23 protein-coding genes are annotated in these 18,600 nt (G+C 38.8%); all 23 read right to left on the reverse strand.

Translation table 11 applies throughout. From position 1 onward, the window contains the following. Positions 1-116: 116 nt before the first annotated feature. Positions 117-524 (reverse strand): PTS sugar transporter subunit IIA, encoded by a 408-nt coding sequence (locus ACPBEH_RS02990; protein ID WP_424349673.1) that lies wholly within the window; start codon positions 522-524, stop codon positions 117-119. Then, positions 521-2,287, reverse strand: a complete 1,767-nt coding sequence (locus ACPBEH_RS02995; protein WP_424349674.1) for a glycoside hydrolase family 35 protein — start codon at positions 2,285-2,287, stop codon at positions 521-523. Before ACPBEH_RS02995 ends, ACPBEH_RS02990 begins: the two co-directional genes overlap by 4 nt. Before the next feature lie 12 nt (positions 2,288-2,299). Beyond that, on the reverse strand, positions 2,300-3,442 hold the full coding sequence (locus tag ACPBEH_RS03000) for a glycoside hydrolase family 88 protein (protein ID WP_424349675.1): 1,143 nt from the start codon (positions 3,440-3,442) through the stop codon (positions 2,300-2,302). Between the two features lie 19 nt (positions 3,443-3,461). Then, positions 3,462-3,941, reverse strand: a complete 480-nt coding sequence (locus tag ACPBEH_RS03005; protein WP_424349676.1) for a PTS sugar transporter subunit IIB — start codon at positions 3,939-3,941, stop codon at positions 3,462-3,464. Between the two features lie 12 nt (positions 3,942-3,953). Beyond that, entirely contained in the window at positions 3,954-4,754 is an 801-nt protein-coding gene (locus ACPBEH_RS03010; protein ID WP_424349677.1) for a PTS system mannose/fructose/sorbose family transporter subunit IID, read from the reverse strand. Then, complete coding sequence (locus ACPBEH_RS03015) at positions 4,747-5,535, reverse strand: PTS mannose/fructose/sorbose/N-acetylgalactosamine transporter subunit IIC (RefSeq protein ID WP_105299958.1); 789 nt, start codon at positions 5,533-5,535, stop codon at positions 4,747-4,749. The genes ACPBEH_RS03010 and ACPBEH_RS03015 overlap by 8 nt, the downstream gene beginning before the upstream one ends. A gap of 11 nt (positions 5,536-5,546) precedes the next feature. Continuing rightward, complete coding sequence (locus ACPBEH_RS03020) at positions 5,547-6,251, reverse strand: GntR family transcriptional regulator (protein ID WP_424349678.1); 705 nt, start codon at positions 6,249-6,251, stop codon at positions 5,547-5,549. Between the two features lie 171 nt (positions 6,252-6,422). Then, complete coding sequence (locus ACPBEH_RS03025) at positions 6,423-6,683, reverse strand: hypothetical protein (RefSeq protein WP_016264950.1); 261 nt, start codon at positions 6,681-6,683, stop codon at positions 6,423-6,425. A gap of 16 nt (positions 6,684-6,699) precedes the next feature. After that, positions 6,700-7,707, reverse strand: coding sequence for a 2-keto-3-deoxygluconate permease (locus tag ACPBEH_RS03030; protein ID WP_035144787.1), 1,008 nt, complete (start codon positions 7,705-7,707; stop codon positions 6,700-6,702). A 233-nt stretch (positions 7,708-7,940) separates the two neighbouring features. Further along, positions 7,941-8,459 carry a galactose-6-phosphate isomerase subunit LacB gene (lacB, locus tag ACPBEH_RS03035; RefSeq protein ID WP_424349679.1) on the reverse strand — a complete coding sequence of 173 codons (519 nt, stop codon included), beginning with the start codon at positions 8,457-8,459 and terminating at the stop codon, positions 7,941-7,943. Between the two features lie 16 nt (positions 8,460-8,475). Then, positions 8,476-8,904, reverse strand: a complete 429-nt coding sequence (lacA, locus tag ACPBEH_RS03040; protein WP_424349680.1) for a galactose-6-phosphate isomerase subunit LacA — start codon at positions 8,902-8,904, stop codon at positions 8,476-8,478. A gap of 28 nt (positions 8,905-8,932) precedes the next feature. After that, on the reverse strand, positions 8,933-10,819 hold the full coding sequence (locus ACPBEH_RS03045; protein WP_424349681.1) for a heparinase II/III domain-containing protein: 1,887 nt from the start codon (positions 10,817-10,819) through the stop codon (positions 8,933-8,935). A gap of 15 nt (positions 10,820-10,834) precedes the next feature. Then, the gene (locus ACPBEH_RS03050; protein ID WP_424349682.1) at positions 10,835-11,098 is read right to left on the reverse strand and encodes a preprotein translocase subunit YajC; all 264 of its coding nucleotides are present in this window, start codon (positions 11,096-11,098) and stop codon (positions 10,835-10,837) included. After that, the gene (locus ACPBEH_RS03055) at positions 11,098-11,550 is read right to left on the reverse strand and encodes a PTS fructose transporter subunit IIA (protein WP_424349683.1); all 453 of its coding nucleotides are present in this window, start codon (positions 11,548-11,550) and stop codon (positions 11,098-11,100) included. The genes ACPBEH_RS03050 and ACPBEH_RS03055 overlap by 1 nt, the downstream gene beginning before the upstream one ends. An 11-nt stretch (positions 11,551-11,561) precedes the next feature. Further along, positions 11,562-12,371 (reverse strand): PTS system mannose/fructose/sorbose family transporter subunit IID, encoded by an 810-nt coding sequence (locus ACPBEH_RS03060; protein WP_280103262.1) that lies wholly within the window; start codon positions 12,369-12,371, stop codon positions 11,562-11,564. Beyond that, complete coding sequence (locus tag ACPBEH_RS03065) at positions 12,361-13,146, reverse strand: PTS mannose/fructose/sorbose/N-acetylgalactosamine transporter subunit IIC (protein ID WP_280103261.1); 786 nt, start codon at positions 13,144-13,146, stop codon at positions 12,361-12,363. Before ACPBEH_RS03065 ends, ACPBEH_RS03060 begins: the two co-directional genes overlap by 11 nt. 1 nt (position 13,147) lies before the next feature. Then, positions 13,148-13,657: a PTS sugar transporter subunit IIB gene (locus ACPBEH_RS03070; protein WP_424349684.1), complete on the reverse strand. Its 510-nt coding sequence runs from the start codon at positions 13,655-13,657 to the stop codon at positions 13,148-13,150. Between the two features lie 12 nt (positions 13,658-13,669). After that, positions 13,670-14,848 carry a glycoside hydrolase family 88 protein gene (locus tag ACPBEH_RS03075; protein ID WP_424349685.1) on the reverse strand — a complete coding sequence of 393 codons (1,179 nt, stop codon included), beginning with the start codon at positions 14,846-14,848 and terminating at the stop codon, positions 13,670-13,672. Between the two features lie 230 nt (positions 14,849-15,078). Next, entirely contained in the window at positions 15,079-15,831 is a 753-nt protein-coding gene (locus ACPBEH_RS03080; protein ID WP_424349686.1) for an IclR family transcriptional regulator, read from the reverse strand. Between the two features lie 211 nt (positions 15,832-16,042). After that, entirely contained in the window at positions 16,043-16,279 is a 237-nt protein-coding gene (locus ACPBEH_RS03085) for a hypothetical protein (protein WP_016264948.1), read from the reverse strand. 192 nt (positions 16,280-16,471) lie between these two features. Beyond that, positions 16,472-16,705: a hypothetical protein gene (locus ACPBEH_RS03090; protein ID WP_016264947.1), complete on the reverse strand. Its 234-nt coding sequence runs from the start codon at positions 16,703-16,705 to the stop codon at positions 16,472-16,474. A 101-nt stretch (positions 16,706-16,806) separates the two neighbouring features. Beyond that, the gene (locus ACPBEH_RS03095; RefSeq protein ID WP_424349687.1) at positions 16,807-17,604 is read right to left on the reverse strand and encodes a hypothetical protein; all 798 of its coding nucleotides are present in this window, start codon (positions 17,602-17,604) and stop codon (positions 16,807-16,809) included. Next, positions 17,601-18,557 carry a sugar kinase gene (locus ACPBEH_RS03100; RefSeq protein ID WP_424349688.1) on the reverse strand — a complete coding sequence of 319 codons (957 nt, stop codon included), beginning with the start codon at positions 18,555-18,557 and terminating at the stop codon, positions 17,601-17,603. Before ACPBEH_RS03100 ends, ACPBEH_RS03095 begins: the two co-directional genes overlap by 4 nt. Positions 18,558-18,600 lie beyond the last annotated feature (43 nt).

An 18,600-nucleotide genomic window follows, 5' to 3' on the forward strand; every position in this document is an offset into this window, starting at 1 on the left:
GAAAGGGGAATGAACTATAAGCTAATGAGAACAGATTAAAGTTTCAATCCATATTGACGACCTAAAAAGAGCAAGCCCCTCATCTTTTCCAGATGTTTGGCTTGCTCTTTTTAGTTTTATTCATCGTCTTCAGTTTGGTTGCTGAGTTGTTGCTTCACATCATAGGTATTACTAATAGCCGTTTTAATCGCTTTTGTCATTTGATAATCTGCCTGACCAAGATTTAAATAAAGCTCTAAAATCATTGGTAAGTTCAAACTGGCTAAAATTGTGATGCGCTCATCCGTTAAATAGCGTTCTAGTACGACATTACATGGCGTTCCGCCTGGTAAATCAACGACAATAATCACTTCTTGTGCATCTGGGTTAAGCGCGACTTCAATTTGATCACCCAATAACGTCTTACTAATTTCACCATCGAAGGTGATGGCCGTTACATTATCATGCCCACCGGCAATCATATCTAAGCTCGTTACATAACTTTTAGCCAAATCACCATGACTGACTAATATCAATTGTCTCATTCGCTAATCATCCTCTTATCTGTAAATTCTAACTGTGTAATGGGGGTCGTCGTTGTTTCAAAAACAACGATTTCGTTATGGCCAACGTTCAAAAAGTCGCTAGGAACATAGAGCGTTTCAATTGGTCCAACTGACCAGTAACGCCCAATATGATGCCCATTCACCAAGACGATTCCCTTCCCAAAAGCAGCACAGTTTAGATACGTATTCACTGTCTGGTCTAAATCAAAAGTAAATTGATTTAAAGTGGGACCATAATTAGAGAGTTGCATGGTCCAATCGATATGCGTAATTGATTTAAAATCCAATGCCCACTGTTGCCAACCAAAATGAAGGTGGCGATCAATCACGACCCCGGTCCGGATTCCCTTTTTCTGGGTTGGGGATAATAAACGCGTGCCATAATTAACCCGCCCCATGTTTTCAACTAATATTTCTAGCTGGTTATCTGCTTCCAAAGTTGGCGTTAAATCTGTACCTAAAGTAGCTTGGTATTGCGTATCTAGCAACTGTTGATTGAGATAAATATCGGCGCGATCAGATACGTCAACTAAACGTAATGTTTCAGGTTTTCCCTGACCGTGGACTGTTGTTCGATAGAAAATATAGCCATAACCCGAGCCAATAGCCGGCATTAATTGTGGTGCTAATGAAGTCACTGGTTGCGCTAAATCATCTAACACATCAACTAAACGGACCGTCTTTTGAACGGCGATTGTCGGCAATTTTCGCGGTTGGATAGCTTGTTCTTCAGCCACCCCAATCTTGCCAGTAACACCCAGCACATGTTGCAACGCCGCAAACTTATCATTTTCAGTACCATCTTCATGTAAAATTGCGTCGTAATCATATGATGTTACTTGCGGTAAATCAACATTATTTCTAGACGAGCATCCGTTCCAAAAGCCCCAGTTACTACCGCCGCGGAACATATAAAGGTTGAAACTGGCACCAAAATCAACTAATTCTCGTAAATCGTGTTCAAAATCAGCGCTTGCTCTTTGCACAACTGGTTCCTGCCAACGACTAAACCAGCCATCCCAAAATTCCATACACATTAACGGCCATTTCTGATCATGTTGTTCAAAGAATTGTTGTAAAACAGTTAAATTTTCTTTAGCATGGGAGCCAAAATTAGCCGTTGCTAATATACCATCTTCAATCAGACTACCAGCTTCCAGTGCTTGCAGCCAACTGCCATCAGAAGTAAATAACGGCACATCAACACCATTATTTAGCATTAGATGCTTAATCTGGCGCAAATAAGATTTGTCATTACCAAAAGACCCATATTCATTTTCAACTTGCATCATCAAAATCGGTCCCCCGTGCGTCACTTGCAGTGGTACCAATTCTTGAAATAAACGGTGATAATAAGCAGCTACTTTACTAATAAACAGTGGCGTGTTGGACCGCACAATCATATCTGGATATTTCAGTAGCCACGCTGGGAAACCACCAAATTCCCATTCAGCACAAATATATGGACTGGGACGGACAATCACGTAAAGGCCTTCTTCAGCGGCCATTTTAATAAAGCGTTTTAAATCGAGCGCACCTGAAAAATCAAATTGCTGCTCAACCGGTTCGTGCATATTCCACGGTACATAGGTTTCAATCGTATTTAATCCGGCTGATTTTGCTTTTTTTAGCGTATAGCGCCACTGCCCTGGTGCAATTCTGAAATAATGGATTGCGCCGGCATAAATCTTAAATGGTTGTTGATCCAATAAAAAATCTGTTCCAATCTCAAAAGTCGTCATAAGCCTACCTTCTCACCAATAAGTCTTCCAATCTCTTCTTCGCAAGCGCATCAGGGCTTCCATATAGAAATAATCGCCCCATAAGTTAGCTTCATCAACACCTTTATGTTCCGCATAGGCATATACGCCGTGGCGCAATAGCCCTTCTTCAGTCCCTTGCGTCTCATAATGCATTCCTAATTCATAAAGAATGCCCTTTGCCAGTTCAATCCCGTTACTCAAATAGCCTTGTTCCTGTGCTTCAATTAAACCACACGCAACAATCGCAGCGGCCGAACTATCCCGCGGTTCACCATCTTGAGCGGTAAAAATTAAATCCCAATAAGGTATCCCGTCTTCTGGTAACTGCTTAAAATAATATGCTAATAGTTTTTGATACAATGCTTGGTCGTCGCTCTCAGGGAAGAACCGATGATGTAAAGGAATCCCTAGTAAAATCCAGGCTTGGCCCCGTGCCCAACACGATTCATCTGAAAAGCCTTGGTGGGTCATCCCCTTAACCGGCTTCCCAGTTTCAGGGTCAAAATAAAAGGTATGATAGGTCGAGTAATCTGACCGCACAATGTTGGCTAATACCTTTTGATAATGTGCTTGCCCTACTTTTTGATACCGTTCATCGCCCGAAATGCGACTGGCTTCAAACAGCAACGGTAAATTTAATAAGGAGTCAATAATTAACCGATATTCTTTAGGATCATCTAATGCGCCCCAAGCTTGAATGAAACCACCTTTTTCTTGATAGCGACTCATCAACACATCCGCTGCTTGCAAGACTTGCTGTTTAGCTGATGGTTGTTGTGTAATCTGGTAGCCAGCAAAGGCAGACAATGAATACAAAAAACCAATATCATGATGGTCCAAAACAAAATGTTCACGTAATCGTTGGTCAAAACTACGTAAATGTTCTTGCGCAGTTGCTTTAAATACAGCATCCCCCGTTAATTCATAGGCTTGCCAGACCATTGCCGTCCAAAAGCCGTTGGTCCAATCATCATTTTTTTTAATCCGATATTGCATTTGGGTCGTACAAGCGGATGGAAAATGGCCCGCAAATCTCGGTATTTCCCGTTTGATTTGAGTAACACACTTTTGTAAGTGACTATCGAGCCATTCATCCGTCACCTGTCGCCCTTTCATTAGTAATTTATCAGTCATCAATCATCCTCCCAGTTGACTACTTCAAGAATTGTTTAAAGTCAGTTTCAGGATCATCTGGGACCATTTGGGCAGTTACTAAGACGCCTTTATCCATAATTGCTTCAATATCAGCCCGTTCTTCAGCAGTTAAACTAACAGACTTCTTAACTTGAGTTGTATTATCGCGATTAGACATGTTACCGACATTAATTTTATCAATTGGTAAGCCCGCATTGATTAAATTTAAGAGTACCTTGGGACGTCTCACAACTAATAACACGCGTTGGTTTTCATATTTACCTGCCTTGATATTCGTGATGGCTTTTTCTTCCGTAATAATTGATGTACTGATACCAGAAGGCGCTGCCATTCTAAGCACACTTTTTTGAACATCATCATTTGCCACATCATTATCAATGACCATAATCCGCGTTGCTCTCAACCCGGTTGACCAGCGCGTAGCGACCTGCCCATGAATTAACCGATCATCGATTCTAATATTTACAAAACCTTTCATCATAACTGCCTCCTAAGCAAAAATTTTTAAGTTATAGGCTAAAATGCCCGCTAGAATTAAAATTAATGTCACCCGTGTCGAATTCATATGTTTCCGACCAAGTAACCAATATGTGAATAAAACAACCAACGCTGGCGCTAAACCTGGCATAATTTGATCTGCCAAACTTTGAATCGAAATTTTAACACCACCATTTTTGAATTGATAAACAAACCCAGCTGTAATGACCGATGGAATTAAGGCCCCAATAACAGTCATCCCTAAAACATTAGCGGCACTCGTAATTTTCTTCAACCGATCGCCCAATGAATTGATTAACTTAACACCTTCTTTATAGCCCATAAAGAAGAAACTACGCATGACAGCCAAGCGTAAGAATCCAAACGCAATCCATAGAATTAACGCAAATGGATTCCCCTTTAGAGCCATATAAGAGGCAATTGAACCGATAATTGTATTGGGAATAACCGCAAATAACGTATCGCCAATCCCGGCTAGTGGCCCCATCATCCCGGTTTTTAATGACGCAACTGCGTCTTTAGAAGACTCGCCTTGGCTTTCTTGAATAGCACCATCGACTCCTAAGATGATGGGGGCCATTGAGTTGTTCGTGTTAAAAAATTGTAATTCACTGACTGCCACTCGAGCACCTTCATCACTAGCGCCATACAATTTATCAATCAATGGATAAATACTGTAATAATAGCCAAGCCCTTGCATTTTTTCGTAGTTCCAACCCGCTTGTCCAAAGAAATACCAACGCCAAAAGACTTTTTTCATTTCTGAGCTTAATTTAATTTGTTCATTATTCATCTTCCATGTCATCTCCGTTTACTGAATTTTCGCCAGTAGCGACTTGTGCACGTGGTGAATCAAAGTTAAAGGCTACTAAAGCCATTGCTAAACCGATCATTGCAGCGCCAATCACAGGTACTTTTAGGAAAGCTGCTAAGAAAAAGCCAACTAATAAAAAGGCCATGTTTTTTTGAACGGGTAAGTAGCGCAACAAAATTGCAATCCCTAAAGCTGGTAAAATACCGCCGGCCGTCTTCAAACCATTCATTAACCACATTGGTAAACTGTCAACAACCCCTTGAACGAATTGTGATCCGAAAACTAATGCTAAGAAAACAGGTAGCATTCTAGAAAGCGACGTTGGAATAATCCCCATTAAATTCATATAAGTCGCTCGTTTCAAATGCTTTTCACTCACTAATGTTTCGGCACGATGTTGAATGAACGTGTTACAAAAACGTGCCAAGACATCGAGTTGAATCATTAATAAGCCAATTGGCACAGCTAAAGTTGCCCCAAATTCTGCACCTTTACCACTCATGACCGCAAAAGCTGTTCCTAATAACGCACCAGTCATATAATCAGGCATGGATGAGCCCCCAAAATTCCCAACACCAAGAACTAGTAAATTCAATGTTCCCCCAACAATTAAGCCTGTTTGAACATCTCCTAAAATCAAACCAGCGAAAAAGCCAGCCATTGTCGGTTTAACGGCCCCAAAAGTTGTATTATTGCCATCGTAAATTGCAAAACCAGAATAAAGCGTTAATAATAAAATTTGCCACCACTCAATATGCATGTTGTCTCCTCCTAGATTGTTTTAATCTGAAACTCAAAATAATCCCAACGTTTATAACTTTCGACATATTCAATCACCTTATTATCAAAAAGATAACTATGGCGTTTAATAAAAGCTGCAGGCTGGTGCTCGTCTTCTAGCGCCATTAATTTTTGTTCAAGCGCCGGTACTGGAAAGACGATTTCGGTTGTTTCGTCCATATCAATATTAAATAAATCAATCCCACTATCTTCACGAATCCGTTCATAGATTGATGAATAATAGTCCTTATCAAATAATGCTAAATCATTAAAATATTCGCTCAACAGATATGTGTGTTGGACATAGACCGGCAACTGATTGGCCATCCTAATTCGCGTGATATGATAATAATCCTGACCATTTTCTAAATGTAATTCCTTTAAAATTCGCGGGTCATTCTCTTTTTCAATTGAATAAACTTGAACTTCTTCATCCGCATCGGTTACTTTTTCATGATCAAAGAATTTAACAAGCTTACCTTGTCTAGCCTTTGAAACAAAAGTGCCTTTTCCCTGTTGACGAACCAGTAAGCCTTTTGTCACCAATTCGTTAATCGCCTTGATAACGGTTGCAGAACTAACCGAAAATTTTTCTTTCAATTCCGCTTCGGAATAGAACTTATCGCCTTCCTTAAATTCGCCATTTTTCAATTGATACAATAAAAACTGTTCAACTTGCTGATATTTAGGTTTCATTATCAATCTCCTCCACTTAACCGGTTAACCTTATAAGTAGAATATAACGCATACCAGCCACTTTGTAAACGGTTTATTTATAATAAAATAAAAAAAGAGGCGTTAGGGCAAAAATTAATTTTGCCTTAACACCTCTTTTATAGTCTGAATATGTTTTATAAATCATCTTCCCTAGAAATACGTCAACTTCGATACTTCTTCCAATAGTTCCTTATAACTCATGTTTTCAACTTTCTTAGCCTTCACCTGGTCAAACATGCCGTTTTCCATTTGATTGAAATTATTGATTAAGTAATAAGCGGTTAAAAAACCAACGAGTTTATTTTTAGCATTCTTTTCCATTTGATCCTTTTCATTTGGTACCGCGATTGAATCAATGAAATGATAAGCAAATTTTTCGGGATCAATATTTATCTTTTTATTATTCATCATCGTCCCCACTTTCTAATTATCTATTTTTAGCTTCTTGGAACTGATTCTTGTACTTTTCAGGTACGATTGGCAAGCCTTTTGCACGCGCCCGTTTCTCAAAGTACATCGTCACGATTGGTGTTAAGATTGATGTCACCAATACACTGGTTGCCACAATCGCTGTTGCTGAACTTGCGGTTGATGCAAAGCTTGGATTCGTTTCAGCAATTGCATATGGAACGGCAACCGCTGCCCCAGCTGTTGATGAAGCTGCCCAACCAGCCACACCATCTGAATGTGTAAAGACCCGATCGACAAATGATAAAACCGTTCCTGAAACTAAAACGACTGCAAAGCCCATGAAAATTCCCATGAAACCTGACTTGAAGATCATACCAAAGTTTAAGCTATAACCCAATGTGAATGCGAAAAATGGGACCATCGCAGGAACAATTGGTTTAAACATTTTTCTGAATTCATGATCGAGTGAGCCTAATGTAATCCCTAGTACAAATGGAATCAACGTCGACACTAATGATTGCCATGGGAAAGCTGCAATTCCGGCAACCCCCATGGTCACCATCGTCATAAATGGCCCAGATTCAATACTGATGAATGGGAACCCCGCAGCATCTTCCTCACGCCCTAACGTCGTCATCAAAGCCATATAAAGGCCTCCATTGGTTTCATTAAACGATGCAATCACCGCTAAAACTGAAAATCCGGCAAAGAGGCCCCCCTGGACACCTGAACGCGGTAGGAAATGATTAATAATAACACCTAGTAACCCCGCTAACAATACTTTAAAGATTAATAATGATAAGCCTTTTTTTGCGATATAACCTGTTGATTTAAGATCAATTGTGGTACCGACACTGAAGAAAAACATGAATAAAATAACAGAAGTGCCAACTAAATAATTGCCAGTAAAACCACCGTAAAATTTATCAACACCCGGCCAAATTGTATTAACAAGGGTTCCTAAAAATAGTGGTACAACCATCATCCCACCAGGTATCTTTTCAATCGTTTTTTTAATCTCCATCATGATGCCCCCAACATATTATTTTGAATTTCAAAAACAAAAAACACTAATTTGATTGTTGGCACCACCCTTCTAAATCAGTTTCTTTATAAGAAACTGATTTGCTGATATAAAAATTATATCTTTAATATACACCTCATAAACCAGTTTTGCAAACGCTTTCAATAATGATTTTTAATACACAAAAATAGACCAAACCACTGTCAGTTTGGTCCATTTTATCTTCTAATTATTTAGTCATGATAATGTCCCTGTTTCCAAAGCGCCATCTCATGATCAAAAAAGTGCGGGTTATCATACTGTTCTGGATTGCTTGGCTCTAATGCATCAATTTTAGCCACAATTGCGTTATCCTCCGGCTGTTCTAAATAATGAGCATCAATGAACGATTCAACAATTTCTTCGGCCAAGTGTTCCCCTATAACCGCACCACCAAAACTAATAACATTTGCATCTAGATGTTCTCGGGCATAACGTGCAACTATTGGATCGGCTACTAATGCCGCCCGGATGCCTTGATTTTTATTAGCTGCAGTTGAGATACCAACCCCTGTCCCGCAAATAACAACTCCCAAGTCAACTTGATGCTCACGCACCAGGTCAGCTACTCTAAGCCCGTATATTGGGTAGTGGGTTCTTGTATTATCGTGTGTTCCTACGTCAACGACCTCATGACCATTAGCTTTTAAAAAATCGGCAATCCGCATCTTAACTGCTGTCACAATATGATCATTACCTATCGCAATTTTCATCTTTTAACCCCCAAGATTAAATAAGCTTCTCTAGCATATCTAATCGTATTTGATGCCGCCCTGCAGCGTAATTAACACTCAGATAGTGGTCAACAAGCGCCTCCGCTAATTGATGACCAACTATGCCTGAACCAATAGCAATAGCTTTAGCGCCATTATGTTCAGTTGTCATATGGGCCGTGTTTTCTTCAGTCACATTAGCGACCACCATGCCATGGATTTTATTACCGGCTATTGCTGAGCCTACTCCGAATTGATCAACCATAATCCCTCTATCTGCCTGTCCTGATAAAACCGATTCACTCACTAAAACAGCTGAATCGACAAAATCAATGGCGGGTTCTGGCGTTAAGTCAATAATCTCAGCGCCTTTTTCTGTTAAGTAAGTTTTGAGATGTGTTTTTAACCCAAAACCTAACTTATCAGAAGCAATTGCTATTTTCATTGTACTCCTCCGCTTCTATCTACTAGCGTTACAATAGTGTCATCACTTGGTTATTCTCGGCGAGCGAAACTGTACCATACATTAAGTGCCCATCAACTGTATATAATTTATCCCCCACAATTGTATTTTCGTGTTGGATGGCAATTGTATATGTCGTTTGATTTTTTAACCGGATCGTTACGCCGTAGCAATATTGCGGTGCAACAGACTGATTCGAACCAGATTGTTTAATTGATGCTAAATGAACCGTTTCAATTAACGCATTATCTCCAATAACCGTATAACTGACCACATAATCTTCAAAAGACTGCTCACATACTATTTTTTTAGTCTGCGCTAGCTGATTATACTTCTCAGAATAAAGCTGATCTTGAACTGAAATGCCTGGTTCAGACGTATAGATAGCGCCTGTGGTATTTAATTCTGCAACCTGAACATATTTTGTTTTTAATGCTACTTCTAAATTGGGGGCTAAAATCCAGTTCGTCTGTTTAGTATGTTCTCCAGCGGCTTCAACCACATCGAAAATAACCATTACAGATATTTCCGCTAACCAGACACAATACCGTGTATATTGTTCATTTTGCTGTCCGCTAAAATGACTTTTTACAATCACATCACGATTTCGTTGAACACTGACGATACCACCTAACTTAAGCGCTTGTCCAAATTTCCAAGAATCCTTAATTTGCGTTGGAAATTGATTATCTATAATGACAGTATTATGTGAATCGGCCGCTTTCAATTGACGCCGCTCCTTTGAATCCACATAGGTATACCGACCAGGATCAATTAGAATATCCTGATTGTTAATTGTTAAATCCAAATGATTCGAAGCAGCATGACCGTGACCACTACCGATTCGGCCATTATAAAAGTGCCAGTAATCTCCTTTTAATTGATAAAAGTAATTGCCAGAACTAACGGCTTCAAAATAGTCTGGTATTTTTAAGTCCTCATGGTAAGCAATCTCAATGGGATGATTAATCATCATTGTCAATAATAATAAATCGTATTGCTCAACCTTATCTTCGCGGCGCTTTCCTAAAAGCCACTGCGCTGTCTGCTGGAACCCCAAGATATTAACGGCATCTGTATCACCTTGTTGCAATAATTTACCAGAGGGGCGTACATAATACGGTAATATCTTCAACATCCGCTCCAATACCTCTGTAATTTCAGTAGATATTATTAAACCATTTGATTGATAGGCCGTCCAAACACATAAGACACTTCGGAAAACTTCGATAAAGTATAACGGTGATTGTTCCCAATGAACACCTTCCAAATCGACCTGTAAGTTCATTTGCTGTTCTAATCGTGTCATTGCCCAATCAACTCGTGTTTGATCAATAGTGTTAGGGTTAATCGCATCATAAACAAGTATGCCCGTGGTAATTAATATCCCCCAATTGCTTAAATCATACTTCGAAATATAATGTTGCTCTAAATAGTTCACCTGATCATTAATAATTCCACCTAAATCATTAATCTCACTATCAGACAATTGTTTTTCTTGCATCAAGAGTTGGATTGCTGGCGCCCAGTTTAAGAGCCGGATACCCGTATCAATTGTTCGCCAAGAACTATACCGAGCCTGTTCATCTATATAATTCATCTGAATCCATTCCATGATGTAAGCCTTAATTATCTTCAAATACAACTTGTTTTGAGTTTCGTAATACCCTAAGATTAAGTCTTGTAAATACTCCTGACGCTTGAGCATATAAAGCCATTCAGGATCACCATTCGGTGACTTAAACCAATCTTCAAGCAAATATAAAGTCGAACATGGCTCCATATCCAGTGCGTGTTCAAAAATAAATGTTCGTGACAATAATCGTTCAGCATTATTTCGATACTGATCACTATCTGCAATTGAATGGTTTTCAATAAACTGTCTCAAATTTGTCATTTCACAGCTACCTCACTAGTCTTTAGAAGCAATTGCATATTTATGCACCTTAATCACAACATTATCCGCTATTTTTAATTGAACGATATCCTTATCAAAAGCGATTATTTCTCCTAAAATACCGTCTGATAGCATAACAGCGTCATGAATTTTTAATGACGCCAAAAATGTAGTCAATGCCTTTTGTTTATTCTGCATATTGCGTCGTTTTAATACTGGTAATGCCACAAAGTAGAGCAAACAAATCACTACTAAAAGTACGACTATGACCGTATTCATTAAATACCATCCTCTAAGATGACTTCTTCTTGTGCAACTTCTTGCATATCTGGTGTCACCTTCATCAATTTGCGTGATTCTTGTAAGACATGACTAAAATTAGCTTCGATATTATCTGGGTTCAACTGATCCATACTATTTTTAAGATACAAATCTAAAATCGCATTCATTGAGATGCTAGAAACGATATATTGATTTGGATGTTGCGATTCTAAAATAATTTCCGCTGCTAATTGATAAGGTGCGCCTCCCGTCATATCAGCAAAAACCAAAGCTTGAGGATGTTGTGCCAAGTATTCTTTCATATAAGTTGTAAACTGTGCATGTGTCATCTGACCATTTAAATTAAAACAAGTCACATCGTCATTGTTACCAACCAATACATCTATTGCAGATTTGACCCCGTCAGGAAATTCTCCATGACCTACTATACATACATCATATTTCATCATTCATCGTCCCTTTATGGTTTTAATACGCCTAATGCCGAGAGTGCTACTCCCAATACTAGTAATAATAAAATAATTTTATAAACTGTCCATTTCTTCTTCGTAATTAGCCAATAAACAAAATAGACTAATAATACTGGTAACATAAATGGCATAATTTTATCTAAAATCGTTTGGATTGCAACCACCTGCGTTTTCCCCTTAACTTCTGTTGAATATTGCCAAGCCAAGTTGACCTTCACAAACGAAACGGATAAACCAGCAATAACCGTTAATCCAATGTTACTAGCAACGTCTGATAGCGCTGCCATTTTATCACTTAATGTATCAATAATGCTGGTCCCGACTTTCCAGCCTAAATACCCCATTAAACAACGCACGCCGAAGGTAATCGATACCAGACAAACAATAAACATAATTGGTGCAGACACAATCCCCTGTAATGCGAGAGATGCAAAAATAGTTGAAAATAACGGTGCTAACGCAAATTGCGATAAGGCATCCCCGATACCCGCTAATGGGCCCATTAAAGCCATTTTGACAGCTCGGACATCGTCTTCATTTTGCCCACTATCATACATTGCAAGCATCAAACTAGAAACAAAGGGATACGGTTGCGGATTAGTATTGTAAAATTCCAAGTTGGAAACAGCCACCCGTCTAAATTCCATTTCATCATCTTGATAAATCTTACGTAACTGGGGCCATATTGTTTTTAGCATCCCAGTGCCTTGCATATTGCCGTAATTCTGTGCATTTTGTAAGTAATAAGATCTTAAAATTGATTTTTGATAATCTCGTTTAGTTAGCTTCTTAGATACCATCTTCAATTCCTCCATCGTCATTATTTTGATCTGCATCGCTTGTTTTTTTGCCACCATTGAAGTAGTTATTGAATGCTAAAACAGCGCCCACGAAAGCTAAGCCAATTACTGGCATTTTGAGATAAGCAACACAGACATAACCTAAGATAATGGCTGGGATGTATTCTTTTTTAATCATTGTACTTAAAATCAGTGCAAATCCGACAGCTGGTAGTAAGCCGCCCGCTACAGTTAACCCGTTCATTAACCAAACTGGAATTGCGTTAACAAATGCTTGTAAAGCAGACGTACTTAGTGTGGCAACGATCCCAAAGATGAAGGCAAATAACATAAAGCCCCATAACGTGAAGTTTGATAAGAGATTAAACTTTCGATATTTACCTTCTAAAATAGCTTTTTTTGCCATTTCCATTGAACTTGAGTTAATCGTAAAGATAAATGTAATAACAAAAGGTACAATAATCGCAAATGGATATGACAGGGTTAAAGCAGCGCTTGGTGATAACTTATCCATCGAAACCGCCATAATTGTCCCAACAATCCCAGGGCCAAGTGGGTTAGGTGGTGTTGAACCGCCGGGGCCAACACCAAATCCCATAAAGGCTAATTCTGCTGTTGCACCAAAAATGACAGCGGTTTTCAAATCTCCTAAAATTAATCCAACACCAAACGAAATAAATAAAGCTCGGTTAGTATAATTCCCCCAGATTTGACCGGCAAAACAAAATGCGGCCCACAAACCAACTAATAATGCTTGCCAAATTGTAAAAGTCATTTTATTGTCCTCCGTTTTTCGCTATATAGCCATTCAGATCATAATCAGAGCCAACTTCATTTCCGATAGGTGTGGTTCTTGTATTAAAATCTACATGATATTTTGTTTGTAAATCTGATAAAGCTTTTAAATCAGTATCATCGATCGAAATAAAGTTCGTTAGTTTCGTTTTACCTTCTTTAAAGTGAACATTACCAACATTTAATTTTTTAATTGGTACGCCACCTTCAGCTAATCGTAAAACATCTGCTGCTGTTTTAACGATAATAAAGATTGATTGTTTAGGCGATGCCTTAAAGATTTTGTCACATGTTTCAGCAATTGAGAAAAAGCGAACACCAATTGAACTTGGCATAAGCGACTTCATCAAAGTTTGTTGAATTTGACTGTTGGCGACTTCATCGTTAGCAACAATCACTAAGTTAACACCCAAATTTGAAATCCATAATCGGCCCTGTCCATGAATCAATCTTTCATCTAATCGAATTGCTACAATATTTGGTTCTGTCATTGTTAATTCCCCCTACCAATATAATTGCCAATCTTTATAAAATCTCATCAATGCTTCCATGTAAAAGTAGTCGCCCCATAAATTACCTTCATCGACGCCTTTCCCTGAATGCCATGAATAAACACCATGTTTCAACAAAGTTTCACCAGGGACGTTATCATCGGCTGCATAATTAGCTATCAACTCTGATAATAAGGCGTGCATGACATTCGTATAAGTTTGTTTGTTAGCATTCGATTCCGGTAAATGCTTCATCATCTCTGCAAGCCCACAAACTGCAATCGCGCCTGCCGATGAATCCCGTGGTTGTTTGTCTTGTTCTGAAAAAATTAAATCCCAGTATGGTACATAATCATCTGGCAGCTTGTCAATAAAGTAATTTGTAACTTTTTCAAACAATGCGATATCATCTTCTGAATGACTATATCTGTAATGAAGTGGCACACCATAGATAGCCCATGCCTGTCCTCTTGCCCAGCTGGAATCGTCTGAGTAACCCTGACGTGTCACACCTTTTTCAGGGTTACCCGTTAATTTGTCAAAATAGTAAGTATGATAGGTTGAACCATCCGCTCTTATCACCGTTTCTTTAGCGGCTTTGTAATGGCGATCAGCCATCTCAAGATAAGTCTTGTTATGCTGCTCATTCCCAGCCCAATACAACAATGGGATATTCAAAAGTGCGTCAATAATCAAGCGATAATTATCTTCTGCCCCCGTACCACCCCAAGCTTGAATAAAACCACCTTTTTCTTGAAAGCGACTTGCGAGTTGTTCAGCAGCTAATATTGAAGCCGCATATGCTTTCTGGCTACCTAGTAACTTATAGGCACTAACACACGATGGTGTGTAAAGAAAACCTAAATCATGATGATCAACATGATCTTTAGCAACAATTCGTTTTAAAAAGGAATCAACTTGTCTCAGTGCAAGTTTTTGGTACTTCTCATCATGTGTATATTCATAAGCTAACCATAAAATTCCCGTCCAAAAACCGGTTGTCCACTCTGTATTAGACATTTTTTCATAAATATTATGCTTAGTAGCAGGTGTTGGAAAAGTTTCATTAAAGTAATCAATATTACTGTCAATTTGAATAATCGCCTGATCTAGTGCGGCTTTCACTTGCTGTTGTGATAAATGCTGAATATCTTTAAATCTATCAGAGTGCTGCATGCTTGTAACAACCATAAAATCCCCCTCTTAAGTTTCCTGTCAGGAAACTAGATTTCTTAATTAATCAACAATTTAAATATATATTATTGTAAGCGCTTTATCAAGTCTTTTTTTAGGATTTTTATAATAGAGGTTAATACCAGTTAGTCATGATTTAGCTTGTCGCTTTTTTGCAACTGGCTTGCGGAAAAGAACCAACACTGTCTAATAAAAAAAATCGACCTCATTTCTGAGAATCGACTTCACTATAATACTGCTTCTATTTGTTGTTTTGTCGTTAATACAAGTCTGCGGATGTCTTCTAATAATTCGCTATCTAGACGATACTCCGGAATACTAACACTGAATACACCAAATACATGATTATACTTTTCTAAATTAGCGCCGACACAGACGACCTCATCTTGACTTTCTTTATAGTCAATCGCAAAACCATTCTGTTGCACTTCTTTAACTTGTTTCATCAGTATTTGAGGATTGATGATTGTTTGCTCCGTTAATTGGATGAGCTGTTCCCTAGAAAAATAATCTACAATCATTTCATCACTCATGGTTGATAACATCGCTTTACCCATGGCAGAACTGTACAAATCTAGTTTACTACCGACCTTTGAATTCAATTTGATACTTTGTAAGCTTTCAAACTTTTGTAACAAAATAATTTTATCATTACTCTCGATTCCTAAATTCACAGTTTCACCAGTGACATTACGTAATTCCTTTAGATAAATACCAGCAACATCCGTAATATCAAAACCGCTTAACGCATTTTGACCATATGAAATTAAATCTGTCCCTAAATAATATTTCTTTTCTTCTTCTAGTCTTCTAACAAAACCAATATGTTGTAGTGTTGTTAAGATTTTGAGGGTGGTCGACTTAGATATGTCTACCCCTTCACAAATTTCTTTAAGGGTTAAACCATCGTTTTTTTCTGATAAAAGATCCATAATTGCTTTTACTTTTAGTAGAACTCCCCCATACAATTGATTGGGCATACCTCTCACCTCTTCATTTACTCATCTACTTGAAGCCTATCATTTTATCTAACCGCAGTAAACTACAATATAATATCATACTTCGTAAAGAAGATTGTGAACACCATCGTCATTCATTTCTAATAAGTGATAAAATAAAACCAAAAAAAGACTGACCCAAAAAAATTACTTTTGTGCCAGTCCCAATATTAATGCCAGTACAATCCATTAATTAATCAAACTTCATTCCATCCAACGCTTTTGCCAACAATTCTCTGTCGGCTTTTTTTAGCATACTGAATTGGCTTGCTTCTAAATCGTTGAATTCTTCAATCAACATATAAGCTGATAAATAACGCTTCAAAGCTGTTTTGCTAGCTCTTGTATCGTCACCTTCTGGTAATGTTGTTCCGCCAACAACAGCGAGTGCAAATTCATTTGGATCAATCTTCATTTTTTTATCAATCATGACGTAATCCCCTTTTAAATAAGATAATTCAAGTAAGCGTTTACAGGTTTAATATAGCCCCTTTGACCGACTTTCCCAATCATCCATTTTATGATTTAAGTATCAAATATACTGTTATTCACTTTTACCACGGTAGTCACACCAAAAAGCGCTGCGATTCATTTTACGATTCTCAGCGCTTTTTAGTGCGTGCTAGTCAAATTTTAACGTCTCAAAAGCCTTCATCAATAACTTAAAATCAGGATTTTTAGCAAGCGTAAATTGATTTGCTTCCAATTCATTAAACTGTTCAATTAAATAATAGGCTGTTAAGTAGCGCTTCAACGCGTCTTTACTGGCACGTGTGTCATCACTAGCAGTAATTGGTGAGCCACCAATCACGGCAAGCGCAAACTCGTTTGGATCAATCTTCATCTTCTTATTCACAATTCATTACCCCACTTTGCCGAATAAAGAAATATGTTACAGATTATCGATTGATTTAGCAATACCCTATTTTAAGAACGATTTAACAGATATACAGATTATTAATCTAAAACGTCGTGACCAAAACAAGCAATTTCGGTTAAGGCTGGGAAAGTTGATGAGTCTTGATCCTTTTGTAAGTTTGTTAATTTAAGACTTGTAACGGTTCGTTCAGGAAAGCTAAAGTTTTGCATCTCACTGACTTTTTGTGGTGCGAGCACTTCTTGGCTACCATCCGAAAAGACAATTGTCATTGCGGTCCAATAACTATCGTGCGGATAATCAGCTCGTAAAACGATGCCCACACGATTAAGCACGACTGGGCGGCCAAATTCAAGTGTTAATTCAGCATCATCTCGTTGATCAATTCCCCATGATTGGTATGGATAATTGCCATGACTTTCATTAGCCACAAGACCATCAACTGCATTTTTAGCGTAAAAAACTGTTTCGCCGCGTGTTTCTGCGTTTGCTGACGCGTGTGGGTAGGCACCTGAATCATCGTGTTGATCATGACTATTTTGCGCCACATTTCTGTCAGCCTGAATTTCGGCGTCAGTTGCTAGGCGGACAGTTGCGTAGTGGTTCTTCCCTAAAAAGGCACCGTCAGGGTAAGGCCATTCACGTTGCAAATTAAAAGGGACTTGATACCGCCAGTGTGCCCCAGCAACATAGATTAATGCGGGTTGCAAACTAGGGTCTAATTGCACTACTAAGTGACAAGGTGCTTGGTCACAAATCACTTGATAAGCATCCCCAAAAGTATATTGTGAATGATAATCAAGATACGTTTCGGTTTGCCCGCTGCGTTCTTTAACTACCTTTTGATTGGCATCTAATAATTGTAGCGTAACTGTCATTTTTGCGCCTCCATGAATTGTTTTAATTGATCGTTAGTTGGGTAGCCTTCGCTATCCCCCGCACTTTGCACGGCCAACGCCCCAATCGCACAAGCCCGTTTGGCGGCATCAGGCAATGATAGCCCTTCCAATAGTCCGGATATTAAACCAACTGCAAAGCCATCACCGGCCCCGACAGTATCAACGACGTGGGCAACGTGATAGCCACTAACCGTTGTTGCTTCGCCTGCTTTGGTTTGAATGTAAGCACCGGCTGGGCCTAATTTGACAATCACGGTCTGTGTGATGTCACTTTGGTTCAAATAAAAATCAGCAATTGCTTTAGGATCGCGCGAGCCCATCAATAATTCACCTTCATTGATGCCTGGCAAAATGATAGTCGCTTCCTTAGCAAGCGCATTAAGAGTGGTAATCATTTTTTCTTCAGAAGACCAAAGTGGTTTGCGGATATTCGGATCGAAAGTTGTGGTAATCTGGTTGGCTTGTGCTTTTTCAAAAAGTTTTTGAACCGCCACAAGGCCGTTTTCCGAAATACCAGCCATAATCCCTGAGAGATGAATTAATCCTACCTGACTGAAATCAACCTGCTCAATAATCTGTTGATTAAAATGAGCAGCGGCCGAATTCTTCCGGTAGAAATAAACCGCAGGATCGCCAGTTGTAACACGTTGTTTCAAATAAAAGCCCGTCCAATAATCCGTCATTGTTTCGATATATTGCGTATCGATTTGATTATCTTTAATTTCTTGTTTAATTGAAACCCCAAATGGATCTTCGCCTAAAGCGGTTAGATAAGTGGCTTGATGTTTTAGACGTGCTAAACCAATCGCAACGTTCAATTCTGCGCCAGCGATGTAACGTGTAAAATGTTTGGCTGATTCTAAACTAACATCTGGTTCGTCTGCACTAAAAACCGCCATTGGTTCACCGATTGTTAAAAAGCTTTTTGTCATTGTTCTCACCCACCATAAAAAAAGGCGACCAACTGGCCGCCTT

The sequence above is a fragment of the Latilactobacillus parasakei genome (assembly GCF_049674265.1).
Taxonomy (GTDB): Bacteria; Bacillota; Bacilli; order Lactobacillales; family Lactobacillaceae; genus Latilactobacillus; species Latilactobacillus sakei.